This is a genomic window from Candidatus Glomeribacter gigasporarum BEG34 (genome assembly GCF_000227585.1).
Classification (GTDB): domain Bacteria; phylum Pseudomonadota; class Gammaproteobacteria; order Burkholderiales; family Burkholderiaceae; genus Glomeribacter; species Glomeribacter gigasporarum_B.
Genome location: NZ_CAFB01000034.1, coordinates 30,108 through 47,970 on the forward strand (window position 1 = coordinate 30,108; position 17,863 = coordinate 47,970).

The 17,863-nt window shown below is 56.4% G+C and carries 16 protein-coding genes and 1 pseudogene; 10 read left to right on the plus strand and 7 right to left on the minus strand.

All coding sequences use genetic code 11. The features are described 5' to 3' along the window. Positions 1-5: 5 nt before the first annotated feature. Positions 6-1,577, plus strand: coding sequence for an ABC transporter substrate-binding protein (locus CAGGBEG34_RS00810; RefSeq protein WP_042687323.1), 1,572 nt, complete (start codon positions 6-8; stop codon positions 1,575-1,577). 21 nt (positions 1,578-1,598) lie between these two features. On the opposite strand, the gene xseA is transcribed toward CAGGBEG34_RS00810, so the two are convergent. Genes xseA through lipB form a run of 3 tightly spaced genes read right to left on the minus strand, consistent with a single transcriptional unit; the run spans position 1,599 to position 4,454 of the window. Beyond that, entirely contained in the window at positions 1,599-2,831 is a 1,233-nt protein-coding gene (gene xseA / locus CAGGBEG34_RS00815; RefSeq protein WP_006682024.1) for an exodeoxyribonuclease VII large subunit, read from the minus strand. Further along, a complete protein-coding gene (gene lipA, locus CAGGBEG34_RS00820; protein WP_006682025.1) occupies positions 2,828-3,817 on the minus strand; it encodes a lipoyl synthase in 990 nt (329 codons plus the stop codon). The genes xseA and lipA overlap by 4 nt, the downstream gene beginning before the upstream one ends. Position 3,818: 1 nt before the next feature. Then, positions 3,819-4,454: a lipoyl(octanoyl) transferase LipB gene (gene lipB, locus CAGGBEG34_RS00825; RefSeq protein WP_006682026.1), complete on the minus strand. Its 636-nt coding sequence runs from the start codon at positions 4,452-4,454 to the stop codon at positions 3,819-3,821. Positions 4,455-4,502: 48 nt separating this feature from the next. On the opposite strand from lipB, the gene CAGGBEG34_RS00830 reads away from it, so the two are divergent. After that, on the plus strand, positions 4,503-5,654 hold the full coding sequence (locus tag CAGGBEG34_RS00830) for a tRNA nucleotidyltransferase/poly(A) polymerase-related protein (protein WP_006682027.1): 1,152 nt from the start codon (positions 4,503-4,505) through the stop codon (positions 5,652-5,654). 141 nt (positions 5,655-5,795) lie between these two features. On the opposite strand, the gene CAGGBEG34_RS00835 is transcribed toward CAGGBEG34_RS00830, so the two are convergent. Beyond that, positions 5,796-6,992, minus strand: a complete 1,197-nt coding sequence (locus CAGGBEG34_RS00835; protein WP_006682028.1) for a class I SAM-dependent methyltransferase — start codon at positions 6,990-6,992, stop codon at positions 5,796-5,798. Positions 6,993-6,996: 4 nt separating this feature from the next. Here CAGGBEG34_RS00835 and CAGGBEG34_RS00840 point away from each other — a divergent pair, with 4 nt between their 5' ends. Further along, on the plus strand, positions 6,997-7,431 hold the full coding sequence (locus CAGGBEG34_RS00840) for a dihydroneopterin aldolase (protein ID WP_042687329.1): 435 nt from the start codon (positions 6,997-6,999) through the stop codon (positions 7,429-7,431). Here the strand turns inward: CAGGBEG34_RS00840 and pnuC are convergent. Both pnuC and CAGGBEG34_RS00850 read right to left on the minus strand, forming a co-directional pair. Beyond that, on the minus strand, positions 7,350-7,958 hold the full coding sequence (gene pnuC, locus CAGGBEG34_RS00845) for a nicotinamide riboside transporter PnuC (protein WP_006682030.1): 609 nt from the start codon (positions 7,956-7,958) through the stop codon (positions 7,350-7,352). The two genes, CAGGBEG34_RS00840 and pnuC, sit on opposite strands and share 82 nt — an antisense overlap. Continuing rightward, a complete protein-coding gene (locus tag CAGGBEG34_RS00850) occupies positions 7,945-9,108 on the minus strand; it encodes a phosphotransferase enzyme family protein (protein ID WP_042687332.1) in 1,164 nt (387 codons plus the stop codon). Before CAGGBEG34_RS00850 ends, pnuC begins: the two co-directional genes overlap by 14 nt. Positions 9,109-9,223: 115 nt before the next feature. Here CAGGBEG34_RS00850 and CAGGBEG34_RS00855 point away from each other — a divergent pair, with 115 nt between their 5' ends. The 7 genes from CAGGBEG34_RS00855 to CAGGBEG34_RS00885 all read left to right on the plus strand — a co-directional run bounded on the left by CAGGBEG34_RS00855 (position 9,224) and on the right by CAGGBEG34_RS00885 (position 14,753). Then, positions 9,224-9,775, plus strand: a complete 552-nt coding sequence (locus CAGGBEG34_RS00855) for a fimbrial protein (protein ID WP_006682032.1) — start codon at positions 9,224-9,226, stop codon at positions 9,773-9,775. A 347-nt stretch (positions 9,776-10,122) separates the two neighbouring features. After that, positions 10,123-11,514, plus strand: a complete 1,392-nt coding sequence (locus CAGGBEG34_RS00860; RefSeq protein WP_006682033.1) for a UDP-glucose dehydrogenase family protein — start codon at positions 10,123-10,125, stop codon at positions 11,512-11,514. After that, the gene (rfaE1, locus tag CAGGBEG34_RS00865; protein WP_006682034.1) at positions 11,501-12,466 is read left to right on the plus strand and encodes a D-glycero-beta-D-manno-heptose-7-phosphate kinase; all 966 of its coding nucleotides are present in this window, start codon (positions 11,501-11,503) and stop codon (positions 12,464-12,466) included. Before CAGGBEG34_RS00860 ends, rfaE1 begins: the two co-directional genes overlap by 14 nt. A 1-nt stretch (position 12,467) precedes the next feature. After that, positions 12,468-12,908: a DUF29 domain-containing protein gene (locus CAGGBEG34_RS00870; protein ID WP_006682035.1), complete on the plus strand. Its 441-nt coding sequence runs from the start codon at positions 12,468-12,470 to the stop codon at positions 12,906-12,908. Positions 12,909-12,919: 11 nt separating this feature from the next. Next, entirely contained in the window at positions 12,920-13,369 is a 450-nt protein-coding gene (locus CAGGBEG34_RS00875; RefSeq protein ID WP_006682036.1) for a DUF29 domain-containing protein, read from the plus strand. Next, entirely contained in the window at positions 13,366-14,346 is a 981-nt protein-coding gene (rfaD, locus tag CAGGBEG34_RS00880) for an ADP-glyceromanno-heptose 6-epimerase (RefSeq protein WP_006682037.1), read from the plus strand. The genes CAGGBEG34_RS00875 and rfaD overlap by 4 nt, the downstream gene beginning before the upstream one ends. A gap of 71 nt (positions 14,347-14,417) precedes the next feature. After that, positions 14,418-14,753, plus strand: coding sequence for a ComEA family DNA-binding protein (locus CAGGBEG34_RS00885; RefSeq protein WP_042687432.1), 336 nt, complete (start codon positions 14,418-14,420; stop codon positions 14,751-14,753). 37 nt (positions 14,754-14,790) lie between these two features. Here the strand turns inward: CAGGBEG34_RS00885 and CAGGBEG34_RS00890 are convergent. After that, positions 14,791-17,695: pseudogene (locus CAGGBEG34_RS00890) on the minus strand (Tn3 family transposase). Positions 17,696-17,863: the final 168 nt, after the last annotated feature.

The following is a 17,863-nucleotide window of genomic DNA, read 5'->3' on the forward strand; positions in this document are numbered from 1 at the left end:
TTATCATGAGTATATTCATGAATATGTCAGACAGTATCGCTGCAATACCGGATAAAACACTCACATATTGTTTTGAGGTCAGCCCAACCGGGTTCGATGCGAACCAATCCGAAACCATCCCAGCACACACAGCAAGCGCAGCCTCTCTTTATAATCGCCTGATCGAATTCGGGCGCGGCGGGACGAAACTTGAACCGGGTCTTGCTGAAAGCTGGGACATTTCAAAGGACGGAAAAGTCTACACATTCCATCTACGGCGCGGCGTGCAATTTCACAGTACGCCCTGGTTCAAGCCAACGCGTGAATTCAACGCGGAGGATGTGCTCTTTACTTTTGAGCGGATGCGCAATCCGAATATGCCGTTCCGTAAAGCGTACCCGACGGAATTTACAGATTTTCATAGCGCCGGCCTTGACAAGATCATTTCTAAAATTGAGGCGCTGAATCCTTATACAGTGCGGTTCGTATTACACAAAGCGCTTGCGCCTTTTTGGTTGAATCTGGCAGCGCCCACTTCATCCATTCTCTCCGCCGAATACGCTGCGAAATTGCTGAAGGAGGGCCATCCCTCTGAGATCAGTTGGAAACCGATTGGCACTGGCCCGTTTATTTTTCAGGAATACATAAAGGATGCAACGATTCGATTCAAAGGCAATCCTGAGTACTGGAAACCCAACGATGTGCAATTATCCAGGCTGATCTTCGATATCACGCCCGATGCCGCCGTGCGCATGCAGAAACTGAGAGCGAACGAGTGTCAAGTGGTCACGAGTCCGCGTTTAACGGATATTCCCGCGTTTGAACGCGATCCCAATTTTCAGGTACTCAATCAGCCAGGCTTCAATGTGAGCTTTCTGGCTTATAACACCACTCATAAACCTTTGGATGATGTGCGGATACGCCGCGCACTGGACATGGCCATCGACAAACAAGCCATCATTGATCAAGTTTATGAAGGACGTGCGCAAATCGCCATTGCGCCGATGTCGCCGTTGCAATGGTCTTACGATAAAACTCTGAAAGATACGCCACGCGATCTGAAACAGGCAAAAGCGCTGTTAGAACAAGCCGGCTATCCAAACGGTTTTGAAATCGCTTTATGGACGCCACCTCAGCGATCTTACAATCCGAATCCACAGTTGATGGCTGCAATGATTCAATCGGATTGGAAGAAAATTGGCATCAAAACGAAAATTGTGACATACGAATGGGCTGAATATATTAAACGGGCCAATCATGGCGAACACGACGCCTTGATCCTCGGCATCGTGAGCTCCATTCCTGAACCTGATCTTTGGCTTGGAGGTCGAGCTTTTGGCACAACAACGCGCAATGACTACAGTTTCTCAAGATGGAGCAGTGTGTTGTTCGACGATTTGATTGATCGCGCGACTCAAACACTGGATATTGCTGAGCGCACCCGGCTCTATACGCAAGCGCAAAAAATATTTAAACAAGAACAGCCGGTTACTCCTATCGCTTATGCGACGGACGATGCAGTGGTCAATAAACGTGTGACGGGTTTCAAAATCAATCCACTCGGCCCGACGGTTTTTTCTGGGGTCGGCCTGAAATAATGATTGGAAAAAACACATCCATCAGAAAAGAGAGGCGCACGGCTGCGGATCGGTGATGCCCACTTCGGTACACCCTTGCGCCAGATGGACCCTAACCCGTTTTCCAGAGCTTAGCGCCGCTGGCGTGCGCAGCGCGCATTTGCTATACGGATCGAGCAATACAGCGTAGCCGCGCGCCAGCGTTTGCTGTGGACTGAGCGCTGTGCAACGGGCAGCGTATTCGCGTATCTGCGCGCAGCGTCCGGCTTGCTGGCGCTTCAATGCCGCTGAAAAACGCAGTGCCTGTTGCCTTAAATCACTGCGCTGCTGCGCCAGCCGTTCAACTGGACTGATCAGACGGCGCGCGAGCCAGTCGAGTTGTTGCGCGCGGCGCTCATGCAGGCGTTGCTGCACCCGCCTCTGACGCATATGTAAATCAGAGAGTGCACGCAACAGTTGCGCCCGCGGAGCGCTCACCTGCTCCGCCGCACCCGTTGGCGTTGGCGCGCGCACATCGGCGGCAAAATCAACGAGCGTAAAATCCGTTTGATGCCCAACACCGCTGATCACCGGCAGCGCGCTCGCCGCAATCGCCCGAACCAGCGCTTCCTCATTAAATGCCCACAGATCTTCCAGAGAGCCGCCGCCACGGCACACAATCAATACATCGACTTCAGCGCGCCGGTTTGCACACTCGACCATCGCCGCCAGTTGCGCCGCGCTGCCGGCGCCCTGCACCGGCGCGGGATACACAATGACCGGCAAATGCGGCGCGCGGCGGGCCAGCGTCGTCAACACATCGCACAATGCCGCCGCCGCCAGCGAAGTCACCACGCCAATCGCGCGCGGATAGACAGGCAACGCGCGTTTTTTGGCCACATCAAACAGTCCTTCATTCTCAAGACGCTGCTTTAGCGCCATAAAAGCCTCGTAGAGCCGCCCCGCGCCCGTGCGCCGCAACTGTTCAGCATTGAGTTGACATTCACCGCGCGGCTCGTACATTGTGACCCGACCACAGACTTCAATATGGTCGCCTTCGCGCGGCATAAACGCGACTTTTTGGGCGCGCATCCGGAACATCACGCAGCGCAATTGCGCCGCCTCATCTTTTAATGAGAAATACCAATGACCGCTCGCTGCGCGGGCGAAATTCGAAATTTCGCCGCTGACCCAAACGCGCGGAAAAAGCTCTTCAAGATGCGCATTGATCGCGCGCGTGAGCGCCGAGACGGAAACAACAGTGTTGTCGTTCCACAGTCTGATATCAGGACTCATTGAATGCCTGCGCAGTGCGCCTGTGCATCCGCGTGATAACTCGAACGCACCATCGCGCCCACCGCCGCGTGCGTAAAGCCCATCCTGTACGCCGCGTCTTCATACGTCTTGAATTGATCGGGATGAATATAGGCGCGCACGGGTAAATGGTGCGCCGAGGGTTGCAGATACTGGCCAATGGTCAGCATATCGACATGGTGGTCGCGCAGATCACTCATTACGTCCAGAATCTCATGCGCTTCTTCGCCCAGCCCAACCATCAGGCCGGATTTGGTCGGGATCTCAGGATGCGCGTCCTTAAAGGCTTTGAGCAGGTTGAGCGAATGCAGATAATGAGCGCCTGGACGGGCCGCTTTATACAAACGCGGGACCGTTTCAAGATTGTGGTTCATCACATCGGGGGGCGCGGCGTTCAAAATCGACAGCGCGCGATCTAAACGGCCACGGAAATCCGGCGTCAGAATTTCGATTTTGGTGGAGGGCGATAATGCCCTCACCCGCTCAATGCACGCCACAAAATGCGCCGCGCCGCCGTCGAGCAAATCATCCCGGTCAACGCTTGTAATCACCACATATTCAAGCTTGAGCGCCGCAATCGTTCTGGCCAGGTTGTCCGGCTCATTGGCATCGAGCGGATCGGGACGCCCGTGTCCAACATCGCAGAACGGGCAGCGCCGCGTGCATTTATCTCCCATGATCATAAAAGTCGCGGTGCCTTTGCCAAAGCATTCGCCGATATTCGGGCAACTGGCTTCTTCACACACCGTATGCAGTTGGTGTTCGCGCAGGATCCGTTTGATTTCGTAAAAGCGCGAATGACCGCTCGCCGCCTTGACACGTATCCAGTCTGGCTTCTTCAGCGTTTCCGCAGGAATGATTTTGATTGGAATGCGCGCTGTCTTCTCCTGCGCTTTCTGTTTGATGCGCGCATCGTAAGCGGCGGCGTGATGCGACTGGAGCGTCGAAGCAGTGATCTGGGTATTCATTTCACGTTGGTAAATTTTCGTTGAGCCGCGCAGCCAGCAGCGAGGCCGCCTCACTCCAGTCAGCCAATACGCCGAGGCTGGCCATATCCACTGTCCGCAACCCCGCATCACCGCATGGATGAATGGAATCGAACGGCCTTAAATCCATATTCACGTTCAGGCTGACGCCGTGATAACAACATCCGCGCCGGATTTTAAGCCCAAGCGCGGCGATTTTCGCGCCGTGATACCCGCGGCCAGACAGCGTATCATCGATATACAAACCTGGCGCGCCCGGCTTACGGCAAACGCTTAAATTATATGCGGCCAGTGTTTCAATAACCGCCTGCTCGATGCGTCTGACCAGCTCGCGCGCCATCAACCGGCGGCGGCGCAGGTCAAGCAGCAGATAGGCAATCACTTGACCCGGCCCATGAAAGGTGATTTGACCGCCGCGATCTGTCCGTATGAGGTCAATCCCCGTGTTCTTGTCCAGCAAATGCGCGGGGTCGCCCGCCTGGCCCAGCGTATACACAGGCGGATGTTCGAGCAGCCAGAGCTGATCGGGCGTATGGGAATCGCGCGCATCGGTAAACGCGCGCATCGCATCAAAACTTGTTGGGTATGGTTCAATTCCTCGCCAGCGGATGTGAATCAACGCGGTACTCCTGAGAATCTTGATTGATGAGGCTCAATATCTAATGCAATGGAAATCTATACGGTTGGCGGCGCGGTGCGGGATGAATGTCTGGGCATCCCCGTTAAGGATCGGGATTATGTGGTCGTAGGCGCTACGCCTGAGCAGATGATGGCGCGCGGTTACCGGCCGGTTGGACGCGACTTTCCCGTATTTTTGCATCCCCAGACTCAGGAAGAATATGCGCTCGCGCGCACCGAGCGCAAAACAGCGCGCGGTTACCGCGGTTTTCAGTTTTATTGCGCGCCCGATGTCACGCTTGAACAGGATCTGGCGCGGCGCGATTTGACGATCAACGCAATGGCGCGCGCGGTGGACGCCAATGGCGCGCCAGCCGGGCCGGTGATTGATCCGTTCAATGGCCGCGCCGATCTGGAAAAGCGCGTCTTGCGGCATATCAGCGATGCGTTCGCCGAAGACCCGGTGCGCATTTTGCGGCTGGCGCGCTTTGCGGCGCGCCTGAGCGCTTTCACCGTTGCGGATGAAACCATCGCGCTGATGCGCGCGATGGCGGCCAATGGCGAAGTCGATGCGCTCGTCGCCGAGCGCGTCTGGCAGGAAATCGCGCGCGGACTGATGGAAAAAAAGCCGTCGCGCATGTTTGCCGTATTGCGGCAATGCGGCGCTGCTTCGCGGCTGCTGCCGGAAATCGACCGACTCTACGGCATGTCGCAGAATGCCCAGCACCTTCTAGATCTAGAAAGCGGCGCCGGCATTCACGTGATGATGGCGCTCGACCATGCCGCCGCGCGCGGCTATGGATTGACAACGCGCTATGCGGTTGTAATGCGCGATGCAGGGCACCGTCGTTTGAAAGCGCCAAAGGCATGCCGCGAACTGGCGGCCCTGGTCGCGCGCGAACACGCGCATATCCATCGAGCGCTTGAGCTGGATGCGGATGCGCTGGTGCGATTGCTGGAACGATGCGATGCGATACGCAAACCTGAACGTTTTGCTGAAGTTTTGCAGGCGTGCGAGGCGGATTTTTGCGGGCGCGCGGGTTTTGAGAAAGCGCCTTATCCGCAGGCGGAACATCTGCGTCAGAGATTAAGCGCCGCACGCAGCGTGGACGCGGCAAAAATCGCCGCAATGTATCCCAATGCGCCTGCCGCCATCAAGGCGGCGGTGCATCAGGCGCGCGTTGCGGCAGTCCAATCTTAGAACCTGTCCACAAATCTACTGCGCGAGTGCTATGCTGCGTCGGGCGGTGCTCGGAATGCTCACATATTTCATATATGCTCCGCTTCCTGCGCTCCGTCCTCCTTGCCTAGCGCTCGCTCGCTACGATTTGTGGACAGGTTCTTACAGACACTGAGACCGGTCTCCGGTCGCAAATGCAAAATCCAGCGCGCTCTGATCGATGCCGCGGCCAAATCCGATCACTTTGTATAACTCTCCCATTTCCGCCTCTGAGAGCAGTTTATGCACGGTATTCGCAGCGGGTAAAAAACGGGCGGGCTCCAGCGGATCAAGTTCAGCCAGCGCGTCGGCGATGCCGCTATTGATCAAAAAGCGCGCCTGCGAGGTATAGCCAAGCAGTTCCGCACCTGTTGCCAGCGCCGCGTCCGCAATGCCGGAAAAATCAACGTGCGCGGTGATGTCCTGCAACCCTGGCCAGAAAAAGGGATCGGGATGCGCGTGATGCCGGTAATGGCACATCAGCGTCCCCTGGCTGCGCTGCGGATGGTAGTACTCGCGCCGCGGAAAACCATAGTCCAGCAACAGTGCCGCGCCGCGCGCAAGCATTGCGCAGACGGTTCGCGTCCATGCGCGCGCGGCCTGATGGAATTCAGCCAGATAATCATGGTGGCCGTCAATGGAATACAGTAATTCCATGAGCTCATGAGGCCATTGATCCAAATCCACAGGCCGGTCGAGCCATCTGAATAGCGGCTGATCGCGCGTGACGCCGCGCTCGAACCACTGGTTTTCCCGGCGCGCAAAAAGCCGGATGGGCATCGCATCCAATACTTCATTCCCAACGATGACGCCCTCAAATGCGTCCGGCAGAGTGCCCAGCCAACGGACGCGCGAAGCGAAGCGTTGCGCGCGTTCGGCGAGCGTTGCCTGCTGCCGCGCGCGCAGCCCGCCAGACAGCTCAACAATCGTATAACGCGCGCATTGCGCGCCAAGCGCATCGAGCAACTGCGCCGCCAATAGGCCGCTGCCCGCGCCAAATTCCATCACTTCGCAGGTATTGCTTGCATCCAGCGCCGCCTCAATGGCGCACGCAAGCGGGCGCGCAAATAAGGGAGAAAGCTCCGGCGCGGTGATAAAGTCGCTGCCATTCCGGGCGCAATGGCCGAATGGGTGCGCGCCGCTGCAGTAGTATCCGAAATCTGGCGTATACAGCGCATATTCCATATAACGGTCAAACGGCAGCCAGCCATTCGCCTCCTCCAGGGCTGCGTTGATCCGCGCGCACAGCAGGCGCGAATGCGCGCGCGCTGTAGTTTCTGGAAGGGGTAAACGGGTGGAGGTTCGAGTATTGAACTTCATCGAGATGAATGAAATAGAAGTGTTGCGCTTGATGTTCCCTGATTTGAGCGACTGTCGGCGCTTGTTCCTGCGCAACTACACATTCAATACATTGATCGGCGTATATGCGCCTGAAAAAGCAGAACAGCAGCGCATTACGCTGAATGTCGATCTATTTGTGCCTCTTTCCTTATCCACGCCCGTTGCAGACAGACTGGACGAGGTGGTCGATTACGATTTCATACGCAACACCATTGAAGCAAGCGCCGCAAATACGCATATCCATTTGCTTGAGACGCTGTGCGATGATCTGGCGCGGCAAATGCTGGAACATCCAAAAGTCCGCGCAGTGCGCGTTGCGGTCGAAAAGCCGGATATTTATCCGGATTGCGAGGCCGTGGGCGTCGAGGTATTCCGTATTAAAGAGTCATCCCGCTTCCAATCGCGCAACCCAATATAGGACAACACAATAAATCCGGCATAAAGCGCGGCGGTCAACGGCAGATTCTCGAATGCGAACATCACGACATAGGCGCAATTGACGGCAATCCATAGCCGCCACTGCGCAATATAACGGCGCGTTTTCCAGAATTCCGCCACCAGGCTAAAGCTGGTCAGCGTTGCATCCAGCCAAGGCAGCGCCGCGTCCGCGAACTGTGCGGTCAACGCACCGAGCGCCACGCTGCCTGCCGCGCCGCACAGTAATCCAAGGACGCACATCCGGCGCGGAATCGGCATGACGTGCATCCGGCGAGAGACATCTCGGTGAGATGCGTGCTGTATAGAGGAACGCCGCCAGCCGTCTGTCTCAAGCGCAATATACGCGCATTGCAATACCATACCCGAATACAGCCGGACGCGCCAGAAAATCCACCCATACAGCAGCGCGGACACGATTCCGGCGGGCCAGCATAGCCGGTTGCGCCGCACATTGAGCCAGACGCCGAGCGCGCTCAGCATCACCGCGCATGCTTCAATAGAGCGCATACGCTGTATTTGCGCGTGCAGCGCGCCGTTCCAGGCAGGCAATAAGCGCCTGACCCGCGCAACCGTTAAACCAGTCCGCATGACCCAGAAAATAGCGTTCGTAGGTCAGCGCGGCTTGTTCGGGTGCATCGGCGACGCTGCTGAAGTAGGCCATTTCAGAGAGCGCGAATTCGGCGTGCGCGAGCGGCAGCAGGCGGGGGAGCGCATGCGCCTCAGCCTCGGTGAGCGGCTTGAGCGATTCGTAGCCGTCCAGAAAGGCATGCAGCGCGTCCCAGTCGATGCTTCCGGAATGCACATAAGGCTGCGCGCGCCAGCCAATGATGTTGCGTTCTATCGCAATCGCAAGGTCACACAGCGCGTAGCTTCGGTCGGATAAACCAAAATCCAGAATCGCCGACACGCGCACGGGCGCGCGCGCGCTGCTCCAGAGTAGATTGGACGCATGCCAGTCGTTATGCGTCCAGAGCGTCTCCAGCGTCTGGAGCAGCGGATACAGGCGGGCGTGAAAGGGCAGCAAGCGCTTGTGTGCCGCGGCGCGCCAGCGCCGGCGCGCAAGCAGGCGCGCCAGGGAGGGACAATTGCGGATCAGCGCGTCCAGCTGCGCGAGCGGATCGGCGCTGGCAAAAATCCCAAAGCGGCCAACGAGGATTTGCGTGCGCCGCGCGGGCGCTGTATAACCGCGCGCGGCAAGATGCAGTTGCGCCAGCGCCTGCCCCGCGGCGCGCGCATGCGCAACGCTGACAAATGGCGTCCAGAAAAAGGCGTCGCGGTACAGGTCGATGCCCGGCATTGCGCGATGCACTTCATAGACCCAATGGCCGCAGTCAATCGCGCAAGCGCCGGAAGCATCGACCAGCACTTCACAAACGGGCAGTTGAGCAGCGCGCAAATGCGCAATAAAGCGATGTTCCTGCATTAAAGCATGCGCATTGCGCACGGAAGAAGAATGGCGTTTGATAAACACCGGCCCGCCGGATGCCAGGACAATACCAGAGGCAGCGTAGTACGGATTACGCCTGCGCCAAATCCAGGTTTTGACGCAGCCTAATTGGGGAAACCGGTCGAGTACCGCCCGCGTTTCCTTCAGCGTGAGCGATGGACAGAAAGAGGGCACGCGATCTTTAGAACATTCTTTAATAGATACAAACATGTTCCTGTTTCAACAGGAAATATATGGATTGTGAGAATATCCAATTCAAATTTATCCTGCGTGTGCACATGTTCGTGCAATTTTGCTTGATATTTTTGATTCCGTTGAGGTATTCATGAAACATTTGATTTCTTTAAGCGCGCTTGCGATCTCACTCGCGAGCGCTGTGTCCGTTGCGCAGGCCAGAGAAAACGAAGGCAGGATAGATGGCACGATTAGATTTGCTGGCGAAGTTGTTGAAGCAGTATGTCAGTTAGGCAATGAGGCAGGCATTCTGGACATTCCTTTGAATCCTGCGCCCAAGAGTGCTGTAAAGAAAGACAAGGGGCAGTTGTTTAGCAGACAGAATATCAATTTGCCTTGGAACGGCTGTCCCACTCACAATAATGCAACTCTGACCTTTCCAGGTACGGCCGACAAGAATGGAGACCTTGCGCTGGACCCTGTCCAGGATGGGCAACAGGGAGCGAGTGGTGTTGCGTTCAGAATATTGAATAAAGACAACAAACCCATACTGCTCAACGACCCATCTGAGCCCTTTACGCTGGCAGGTGATGCAACGAAGGACCGGTTGGAATTCTCAGTCGCTTATGTCGCAAACGGCGACCCGCAGGTAAAAGCCGGGAGTGCATCTGCTACTTTAGAATTCCGGGTTGATTATAATTAATGCGATTTTGACGGTGCGCTCAACTTGGCCCGGAAGATGCTCCGGGCTGTTGACCTGTTACCACGCAATATTCTGTTTTTTCTATCCTTGCCTTTCGCCACGCAAGGAAATCCATCTTTTTGTCCCAAGTCATGCAGCGCATTTTGAACATCTTCAAAGTGCGCGCTCTTTTTCGTCCTTTTTCATCCTTCCCCGCCGCATATATAGCCAAGCGCATTTAATTTGAGACAAGGAAGCAGCCGCGAAGACAGTATACAAATACGGCGAGCTTTGAAGCCGCCGTATCAGAGTAAATGCGCTTGGCTATAATTCATCTACGCTTCTTTTGACCTCTCCCCTGTCAGCGCATGAAAATCACGATCATCGGCACAGGTTATGTAGGCTTGGTGACCGGTGCATGCTTCGCGGAACTCGGCAATGAGGTGTTCTGCATAGATATAGATGCACGCAAGATCGAGCTGCTCAACAACGGCGGCTTGCCGGTTTACGAACCCGGTCTGAAAGCGTTGATTGCGCGTAATCTTCAGGCGGGACGGATCCGCTTCTCAACCGATCTCGCCGCGAGCGTTGCTCATGGCGCGGTTCAGTTCATTGCGGTGGGTACGCCGCCGGATGAAGACGGTTCAGCCGATCTCAATCATGTGCTGGCCGCCGCACGCGCGATTGGCCGTTATATGAGCCGGTATACGCTGGTTGTCAACAAATCGACGGCGCCAGTCGGCACTGCGCAGCGCGTTCGGCAAAGCATCGCCGCGGAACTGGCCGCGCGCGGCAATGATGCGCCGTTTGCAGTCGTCTCAAATCCCGAATTTCTGAAGGAAGGCGCGGCGATTGAGGATTTTATGCGGCCGGATCGCATTGTGCTTGGGTGCGCATCCGGCCCGGAAGGCCAGCGCGCGCGCGCAATCATGCAGCGTCTATATGCGCCCTTTAACCGGAATCATGACCGCATGCTATATATGGACGTGCGTTCCGCCGAGTTCACGAAATACGCAGCGAACGCGATGCTGGCGACGCGCATTTCCTTTATGAACGAGCTGGCGAATCTGGCTGACTGCGTGGGCGCCGACATCGAAGCCGTGCGCCGCGGCATCGGCGCGGACCCGCGGATTGGCTACGACTTCTTATATGCCGGCTGCGGCTACGGCGGCTCGTGTTTCCCAAAGGATACGAGCGCGCTGATTCGCACCGCGCGCCAATATGATCAACCCTTGCGTATTCTGCACGCGGTCAACGCAGTGAACGCCGCGCAAAAAGAAGTGCTGGCGAAAAAAATGACCGCCCGTCTTGGAATGGATTTAAGCGGTTTGCGCTTTGCCATCTGGGGCCTGGCATTCAAACCCAATACCGATGATATGCGCGAAGCGCCGAGCCGCGTCCTGATTGCCGAACTGCTCGCGCGCGGCGCGCGCGTCACCGCCTATGATCCTGCCGCGATGCGCGCAGCGGAGCGCGCGTTCGCGCTTGATCTGAAACATGCGCCGGATGCGCGCGCGCGGCTCGATTTCGCGGAGAATCAAATGCAGGCTGTCCTGGGCGCGGACGCGCTGGTCATTGTGACCGAATGGCAAGCCTTTAAAAGCCCGGATTTCCAACAATTACGGGATGGCCTGAAAACGCCGCTCATTTTTGATGGTCGTAACCTGTACGAGCCGGCGGCGATGCGCGAGCTAGGGATTGAATACCATACGATTGGGCGCACATCCGCAGGATACGACGAAAGCCGTGATACCGCTTGAAATATCTCCGCATCCAGCGCTGCGCGCGCGCCTGGCGCACACGCGCGTGCTGGTGATTGGCGATGCGATGCTTGATCGTTACTGGTTTGGCGATACCGAGCGTATTTCGCCTGAAGCGCCCGTGCCGGTCGTGCGCGTGCAGCGCTGCGAAGAGCGTTTAGGCGGAGCGGCAAATGTGGCGTGCAATGTGGCGGCGCTGGGCGCGCAAACGGGCCTGATCTGCATCGTGGGAGACGATGAGCCTGGGCGGCGGATTGCCGATTTATTGGGCGAGCACCATATCCAGGCGCATCTGGAACGGGATGCCGACTGGGCGACGATGATCAAACTGCGCGTTGTGGCGCGTCAGCAGCACGTATTGCGGGTCGATTTTGAAATGCCGCCCGCGCATGAAATACTGCAGGCGGCGCGCGCCCGGTTTGAGACAGTCCTTGCCGCGCAAGACATCGTGCTGTTTTCAGACTATGGAAAAGGCGGCCTAACCCACATTCCCAGGATGATTGCTAGCGCGCGCGCGGCGGGAAAACCGGTTGTGATCGACCCCAAAGGGGATGCGTGGGAACCCTATCGCGGCGCAACGCTGATGACGCCGAACCGCGCGGAATTGCGCGAAGTGATTGGCCGCTGGCGCAGTGAAGATGATCTGGCCGCGCGCGTTGCGCGGCTGCGCGCCAGGCTGGATTTAGACGCCGTGCTGCTCACGCGCGCAGAAGAAGGCATGACGCTCTACAGTGACGGCGGTATGCTGCATACGCCCGCCAAGGTGCGCGAAGTGTACGATGTCTCCGGCGCCGGAGACACCGTTGCGGCAACGCTGGCGGCGCTGATGGGCGCGGGCGTTCCTCTTTCCGACGCGGTTGCGCACGCCAACCGCGCGGCTGGAATCGTTGTTGGAAAACTCGGCGCCGCGACGGTCACTTATGAAGAACTGTTTCCAGACGCAGGAGATTGACATGCGTGAAACGCGAACCTTATACGAACAGGACATCGTAGCCTGGGCGAATGAACAGGCGGAATTTATCCGTAGCGGGCAATTTGATTTGCTCGACCGTGCACACATTGCAGACGAGATCGAAGACGTGGGGAAAAGCGAACGACGCGAACTCGCCAATCGAATGGCTGTGCTGCTCGCGCATTTGCTGAAGTGGCAGTTCCAGCCTGGACGACGGGGCGCGAGCTGGCAGCGGACTATCAAAGAGCAACGCCGTGCAATTGCATTACACATCCAAGACACGCCTAGTCTATGTGCCTGCTTAGACAACGCTCACTGGCTCGAAGCGGTTTGGGCGGATGCGGTGGCAAAGGCAACGGACGAAACAGGTTTAGAACAATTTCCTGCATTCTGCCCTTGGATGCAAGAACAAATCTTGTCTCAAGCGTTTTACCCTGACTGAAAAAGAACGAAATGCCCACCCTATATGAAGAGGATATTGTCGCCTGGGCGGACGAACAGGCGAAATTCATTCGTAGCGGTCAATTTGATTTGCTCGACCGTGAGCATATTGCCGATGAGATCGAAGACGTAGGGAAGAGCGAACGGCGTGAATTAGAAAGTCGGCTGGCCGTGTTGATGGCGCATCTATTGAAATGGCAGTTTCAACCAAAACGACGCGGCCCCAGTTGGCGCCGGACAATTGAGCTGCAACGCGAAGAAATTGACTATATTCTAAAAAAAGAAGCGCCCAGTCTCAAAGCGAAGTTCAATGATCCAATTTGGATGAGGCTGGTGTGGAAAAAAGCGCTCGCGCATGCTGTCTCTGAAACAGCGCTGGATATCTTTCCAAAAGTGTGTCTGTGGCATCTGGAGGATGTGTTATCTGATGCGTTCTATCCCGAAGGCCATTCATCCTCATGACCCTGATCGTCACCGGCGCGGCCGGCTTTATTGGTAGTAATCTGATTCATGCGCTCTCTGCGCGCGGCGAGCGCGGCATCATCGCGGTCGACAATTTAACGCGCGCCGATAAATTCAAAAATCTGCTCGATGGCGAGATTGACGATTATTTCGACAAATCCGAATTCATCGAGCGCTTTGCAAGCGGGGCGTTTGGCGCCGTGCGCGCGCTGTTCCATCAAGGCGCGTGCTCGGACACGATGGAAACCAACGGCCGCTATATGATGGACAACAACTATCGTTATAGTCGCATATTGCTGGACATCTGCGCGGCGCAACGCATCCCTTTTTTGTATGCGTCATCGGCGGCGGTGTACGGTCGTGCGGAACGCTTCGTTGAGGCGCGCGCCTACGAGCGGCCCCTGAATATTTACGGCTACTCGAAATTGCTGTTTGATCAGTATGTGCGCCGCCAGTTGCCTGGCGCGCATCGCCAGATCGTCGGATTGCGTTATTTCAATGTCTATGGCCCGCGCGAAGCGCATAAAGGACGGATGGCCTCGGTTGCATTCCATCACTTCAACGAATACCGCGCGCATGGCCGCGTGCGGCTCTTTGGCGAATACGGCGGCTATGCAGCCGGTTTGCAGATGCGCGATTTTGTATCGGTTGAAGATATCGTGAAGGTGAATCTGTATTTTTTTGACCATCCAGACCGCTCCGGCATTTTCAATCTTGGCACAGGCCGCGCACAGCCATTTAATGATGTTGCGGTGAGCGTCATCAATACTCGAGACGCAGTGTCTAATACGCTTGAAGCGCTGGTAGCGCAACGGAAAATCGAATATATCCCCTTTCCGGATACGCTGCGCGGCAAATACCAGTGCTTTACGCAGGCGGATTTGACCCGGTTGCGCGGCGCTGGCTACAGCGCCCCTTTTCTGACGGTCCAGCAAGGCGTCGAACGCTATGTACATTGGCTGATCAGCCAGCTATAAAGCGCAACGCGCGCAATCTACACTGGCCTCCTGTTGCGGCGCTCGCCGTTCACTCAGAAGGAGCAAATGCCATGTTGAAAAAATTACGATGGGCGGGATGTGCGGCTTTGTGCCTGATCGCCGCTCAACTCGCCTATGCGGCAGTGAATGTCAATACAGCAACCGCCGATGCGCTCACCGGCATTAAGGGCATTGGCCCCGTGAAAGCACAGGCGATTATCCAGGAGCGCGCCGCGCACGGCCCGTATAAAAACGCTGAGGACTTGGCAAAGCGCGTAAAAGGCTTGGGTGCCAAATCCACCGCCAAACTCCAGGAAGAAGGGCTGACGATTGGCGCAGCCGCTCCGTCGTCTGCCAAAACTGCTCCCGCTAAACCAGCGCAAGCAGCGGTTCAGGAGCGACGGTGAAAAAGGGGTCGCGTCACGAAACGGAGGACAGAGTACGCTAAGCCTGAGGGAAGGGTCGCAAGGGCCTGAATGTTCCTTTCCTGGGCGTTTTTCCCTGCTGCAAACATCATTCCCCGTCAAATTGATATGCTCCCAGCCCAACGGTGACAGATATACTAGAAGGTACGCCTCAATAGACTGGCTATGCTCCCTGAGCGCCTGGATTGCCCGTTCTAGATAGACTGAGTTCCACAACGCGATAGCTGCTGTCACCAGCGTAAGGCCGCTGGCGCGATGACGCTGGTTCTCGAAGCTACGGTCTCGCATCTCGCCCGGCCGGTGAAAGAAGACGGCTCTGGTGAGCGCATTTCTGGCTTCGCCTTTGTTCAGCCGCGCGTTGACGCGGCGGTGCAGCTCGACGTTGTGCAGCCAATCGAAGGTCAACACACTACGCTCGACCCTGCCCAGTTCTCTAAGGGCTACCGCCCGTCCGTTTTGTCTGGGAGAGCTGCTGAGCTTGCGCAGCATCAGAGAAGCCGTCCCAGTCCCCTGACGAATGGATGCCGCCAGCCGAAGAATCTCGTTCCAGTGGCTTCGGATATGCTTGGTATTGATCGAACCACCCACCAAAGCAGCCACATCAGGGAAATCCGCCGGTTTACCCGGCACGTACCACCGTTTATCGGCGAGATCACGGATACGGGGCGCAAACCGGAAGCCTAAGAGATGCATCAGGCCAAACACATGATCGGTAAAGCCCGCGGTATCCGTGTCATGCGCTTTAATTCGCAAGTCTGATTCGTGATACAGCCACCCATCCAATACATAGGTCGCATCTCGAACGCCGACATTGATCACCTTGGTATGAAACGGCGTATCCTGATCGGAGACATGCGTGTAGAATTGGATGCCGGGTTCACTGCCCTATTTGGGGTGGATATTGCCGCCCCGTTCCGCGTGCCCGCCCACTCTGAAGCGCTGGCCGTCTGAGGAAGCGGTCGACCCATCGCCCCAGTCTCCTGCAAAAGGATGTCGAAACTGCGCATTCACCAGTGCTGCCAAAGCTGCCGAATAGGTTTCATCTCGAACATGCCATGCTTGTAGCCAGGCCCGCTTGGCATAGGGGGTTCCAGAGCAGGATTCGGCCATCTTGCTTAAACCCAGGTGGATGGCATCTGCCAGAAGGGGGGTGAGCAGCAGGGATTTGTGCTTGGCCAAATCGCCTGTTTTTAGGGGCGTGAAGGGGCGGGTGAAGTCTGTCCATTTGTCTACTTCCACCCGCCATTCAGTGATTTTGATAGGCGGCAGCAGGCTGTAGGCTTGCTGGATCAACACATCAGCTGCGTCAGGTACGCTGTTGTTCAGCGGCGTGATTTTCAGACCGGATGGGGTCATGACGGCCTCTGGCAATGCCTCTGCCTTTGCCAGGCGACGGACGATGTTCAGTTGTTGCGTCAGTTTGGAGAGGCGTTCGTGAAGATAGGCATCGCAGTCTGTCTCAATGGCTAAATGATGAGATAGACTGCGCGCAGAGAATGGATCCGTCGGTCATAGATCATCCCCGAAATCCTTGAACTGGCGAGAGCCTTGCACCCAAAGATCACCTGAACGCAGTGCATTTTTCAGTGCGGACAGTGTGCACAGTTCGTAAAAGCGCCGATCCACACCCTCTGCCTTGAAGACCAGGCTTTCCCAGCGTTTTCGCACAAAGCGGGTGGGCACGTCTTGTGGTACTTTTCGGGCATTCTCCGCGTTGAGTGTTTTGAGCGTCTCTACAGCAGACAACACATCCTGTGCTGCAGGCGCGACTTTCATCTGCAGGGCATCCAGAAGCGCGGGGGCATATCGACGGACCTGCGCATCGCCGTCTCCAATGCGATGCAGGTCGTCAAACTCCCTTGGGGTGAGGTCTTGTGTTGCTGTCACGATTTTTGCAAACGTTTCCCATGAAATGAGCGCTTCAATCGCTGAAAAGGCGTCTGTACCCTCTGTCCTGGCGGCCAGCAGGACCGTGCCGATTTTCCCGTATCAACGCATCTTTTCGTGGATTGTCTTGCCGGATTCCTGGAACTGCTGCGCGTGACTGTGTTTAGCCCAATTGAAAAGACGGCCCATGATGCGGTCATGCAGGTCAATGATCTCTCGATGATTGTCGATTGAACTTCCAGCACGACAGCAACCCGCGTGGCGTGCCGACGTGTACTTTCCAGATCACGCAAATGTTGGGCAGTCATTTGAGCGCCTTCACGAGCGCGCTTTAAAAGCCGATTCTGATGTATCCGGTGCTCAAGACCCTCTGGCAATCTCAGCGCTTCCAGCGTTTTAAGCCCATCCAGATGTGCTCACAGGTGCTGGGCATTCGGCGCATTGGGCGACTGACGTAGCCAGGCTCATAGGCTGATTTTGCTGTGTTCATGTAGGTTGAGCAGATGCTCTAGCTTCTGCCGATGAGCCTGGGTCAAACCTGCTGTGAGCGCGGAATAAAGGGGTCGATTGCCGCGTGTCATGGCTTCTGCGCAAATCCTATCGATCATTAGGATCGATGGCAGCAGGATTCAACGGCTGCGGAGTGCCTCAATCAGCGCCTTGGCTAGCATGATGCCTTTATCGGTCTGCTGTGCCAGTGGTGCCAACGCCTGCACAGAAGATTTGTGACATCGCACTGTAAAGGGCCTCAAGCCAAACACAGACTGCAGTTCAACCAGATGTGCTCGGCGCGTCTCTGCCCGTTGCCCGTACTCAGCCCAAATGTCTAACGGTCATTTAAGCTGGGCTGCCACGAAGCTCAGCACCGGAGAAAAAGGGGGCTCTTCTATCTCCAACATCCTGCCTGGGGAGCGCATGTCACACAGCTGGACTGCAAATCCCAGCTGAGTGGCAGCCTTGCGACGCTGGCGAATGATGGACAGATCAGACTCGCTGAACGTGTCATGCCGAATCAGGGCATCCTGATGTTCAGGCAGCGCTCACAGACTCTCGCGTTCCGCTGCAGACAGCACCCAACGACGCGGCATGGCTGCTTGTCAACCTTTGTTTCTGATAGTCTACCGTACCCTGCCGCTGTGCCTCATAAAATCCTGACTTTTGTATTCTTGAACATCACTCTTGAAAGTCTTTTCTCAATTCTGTCA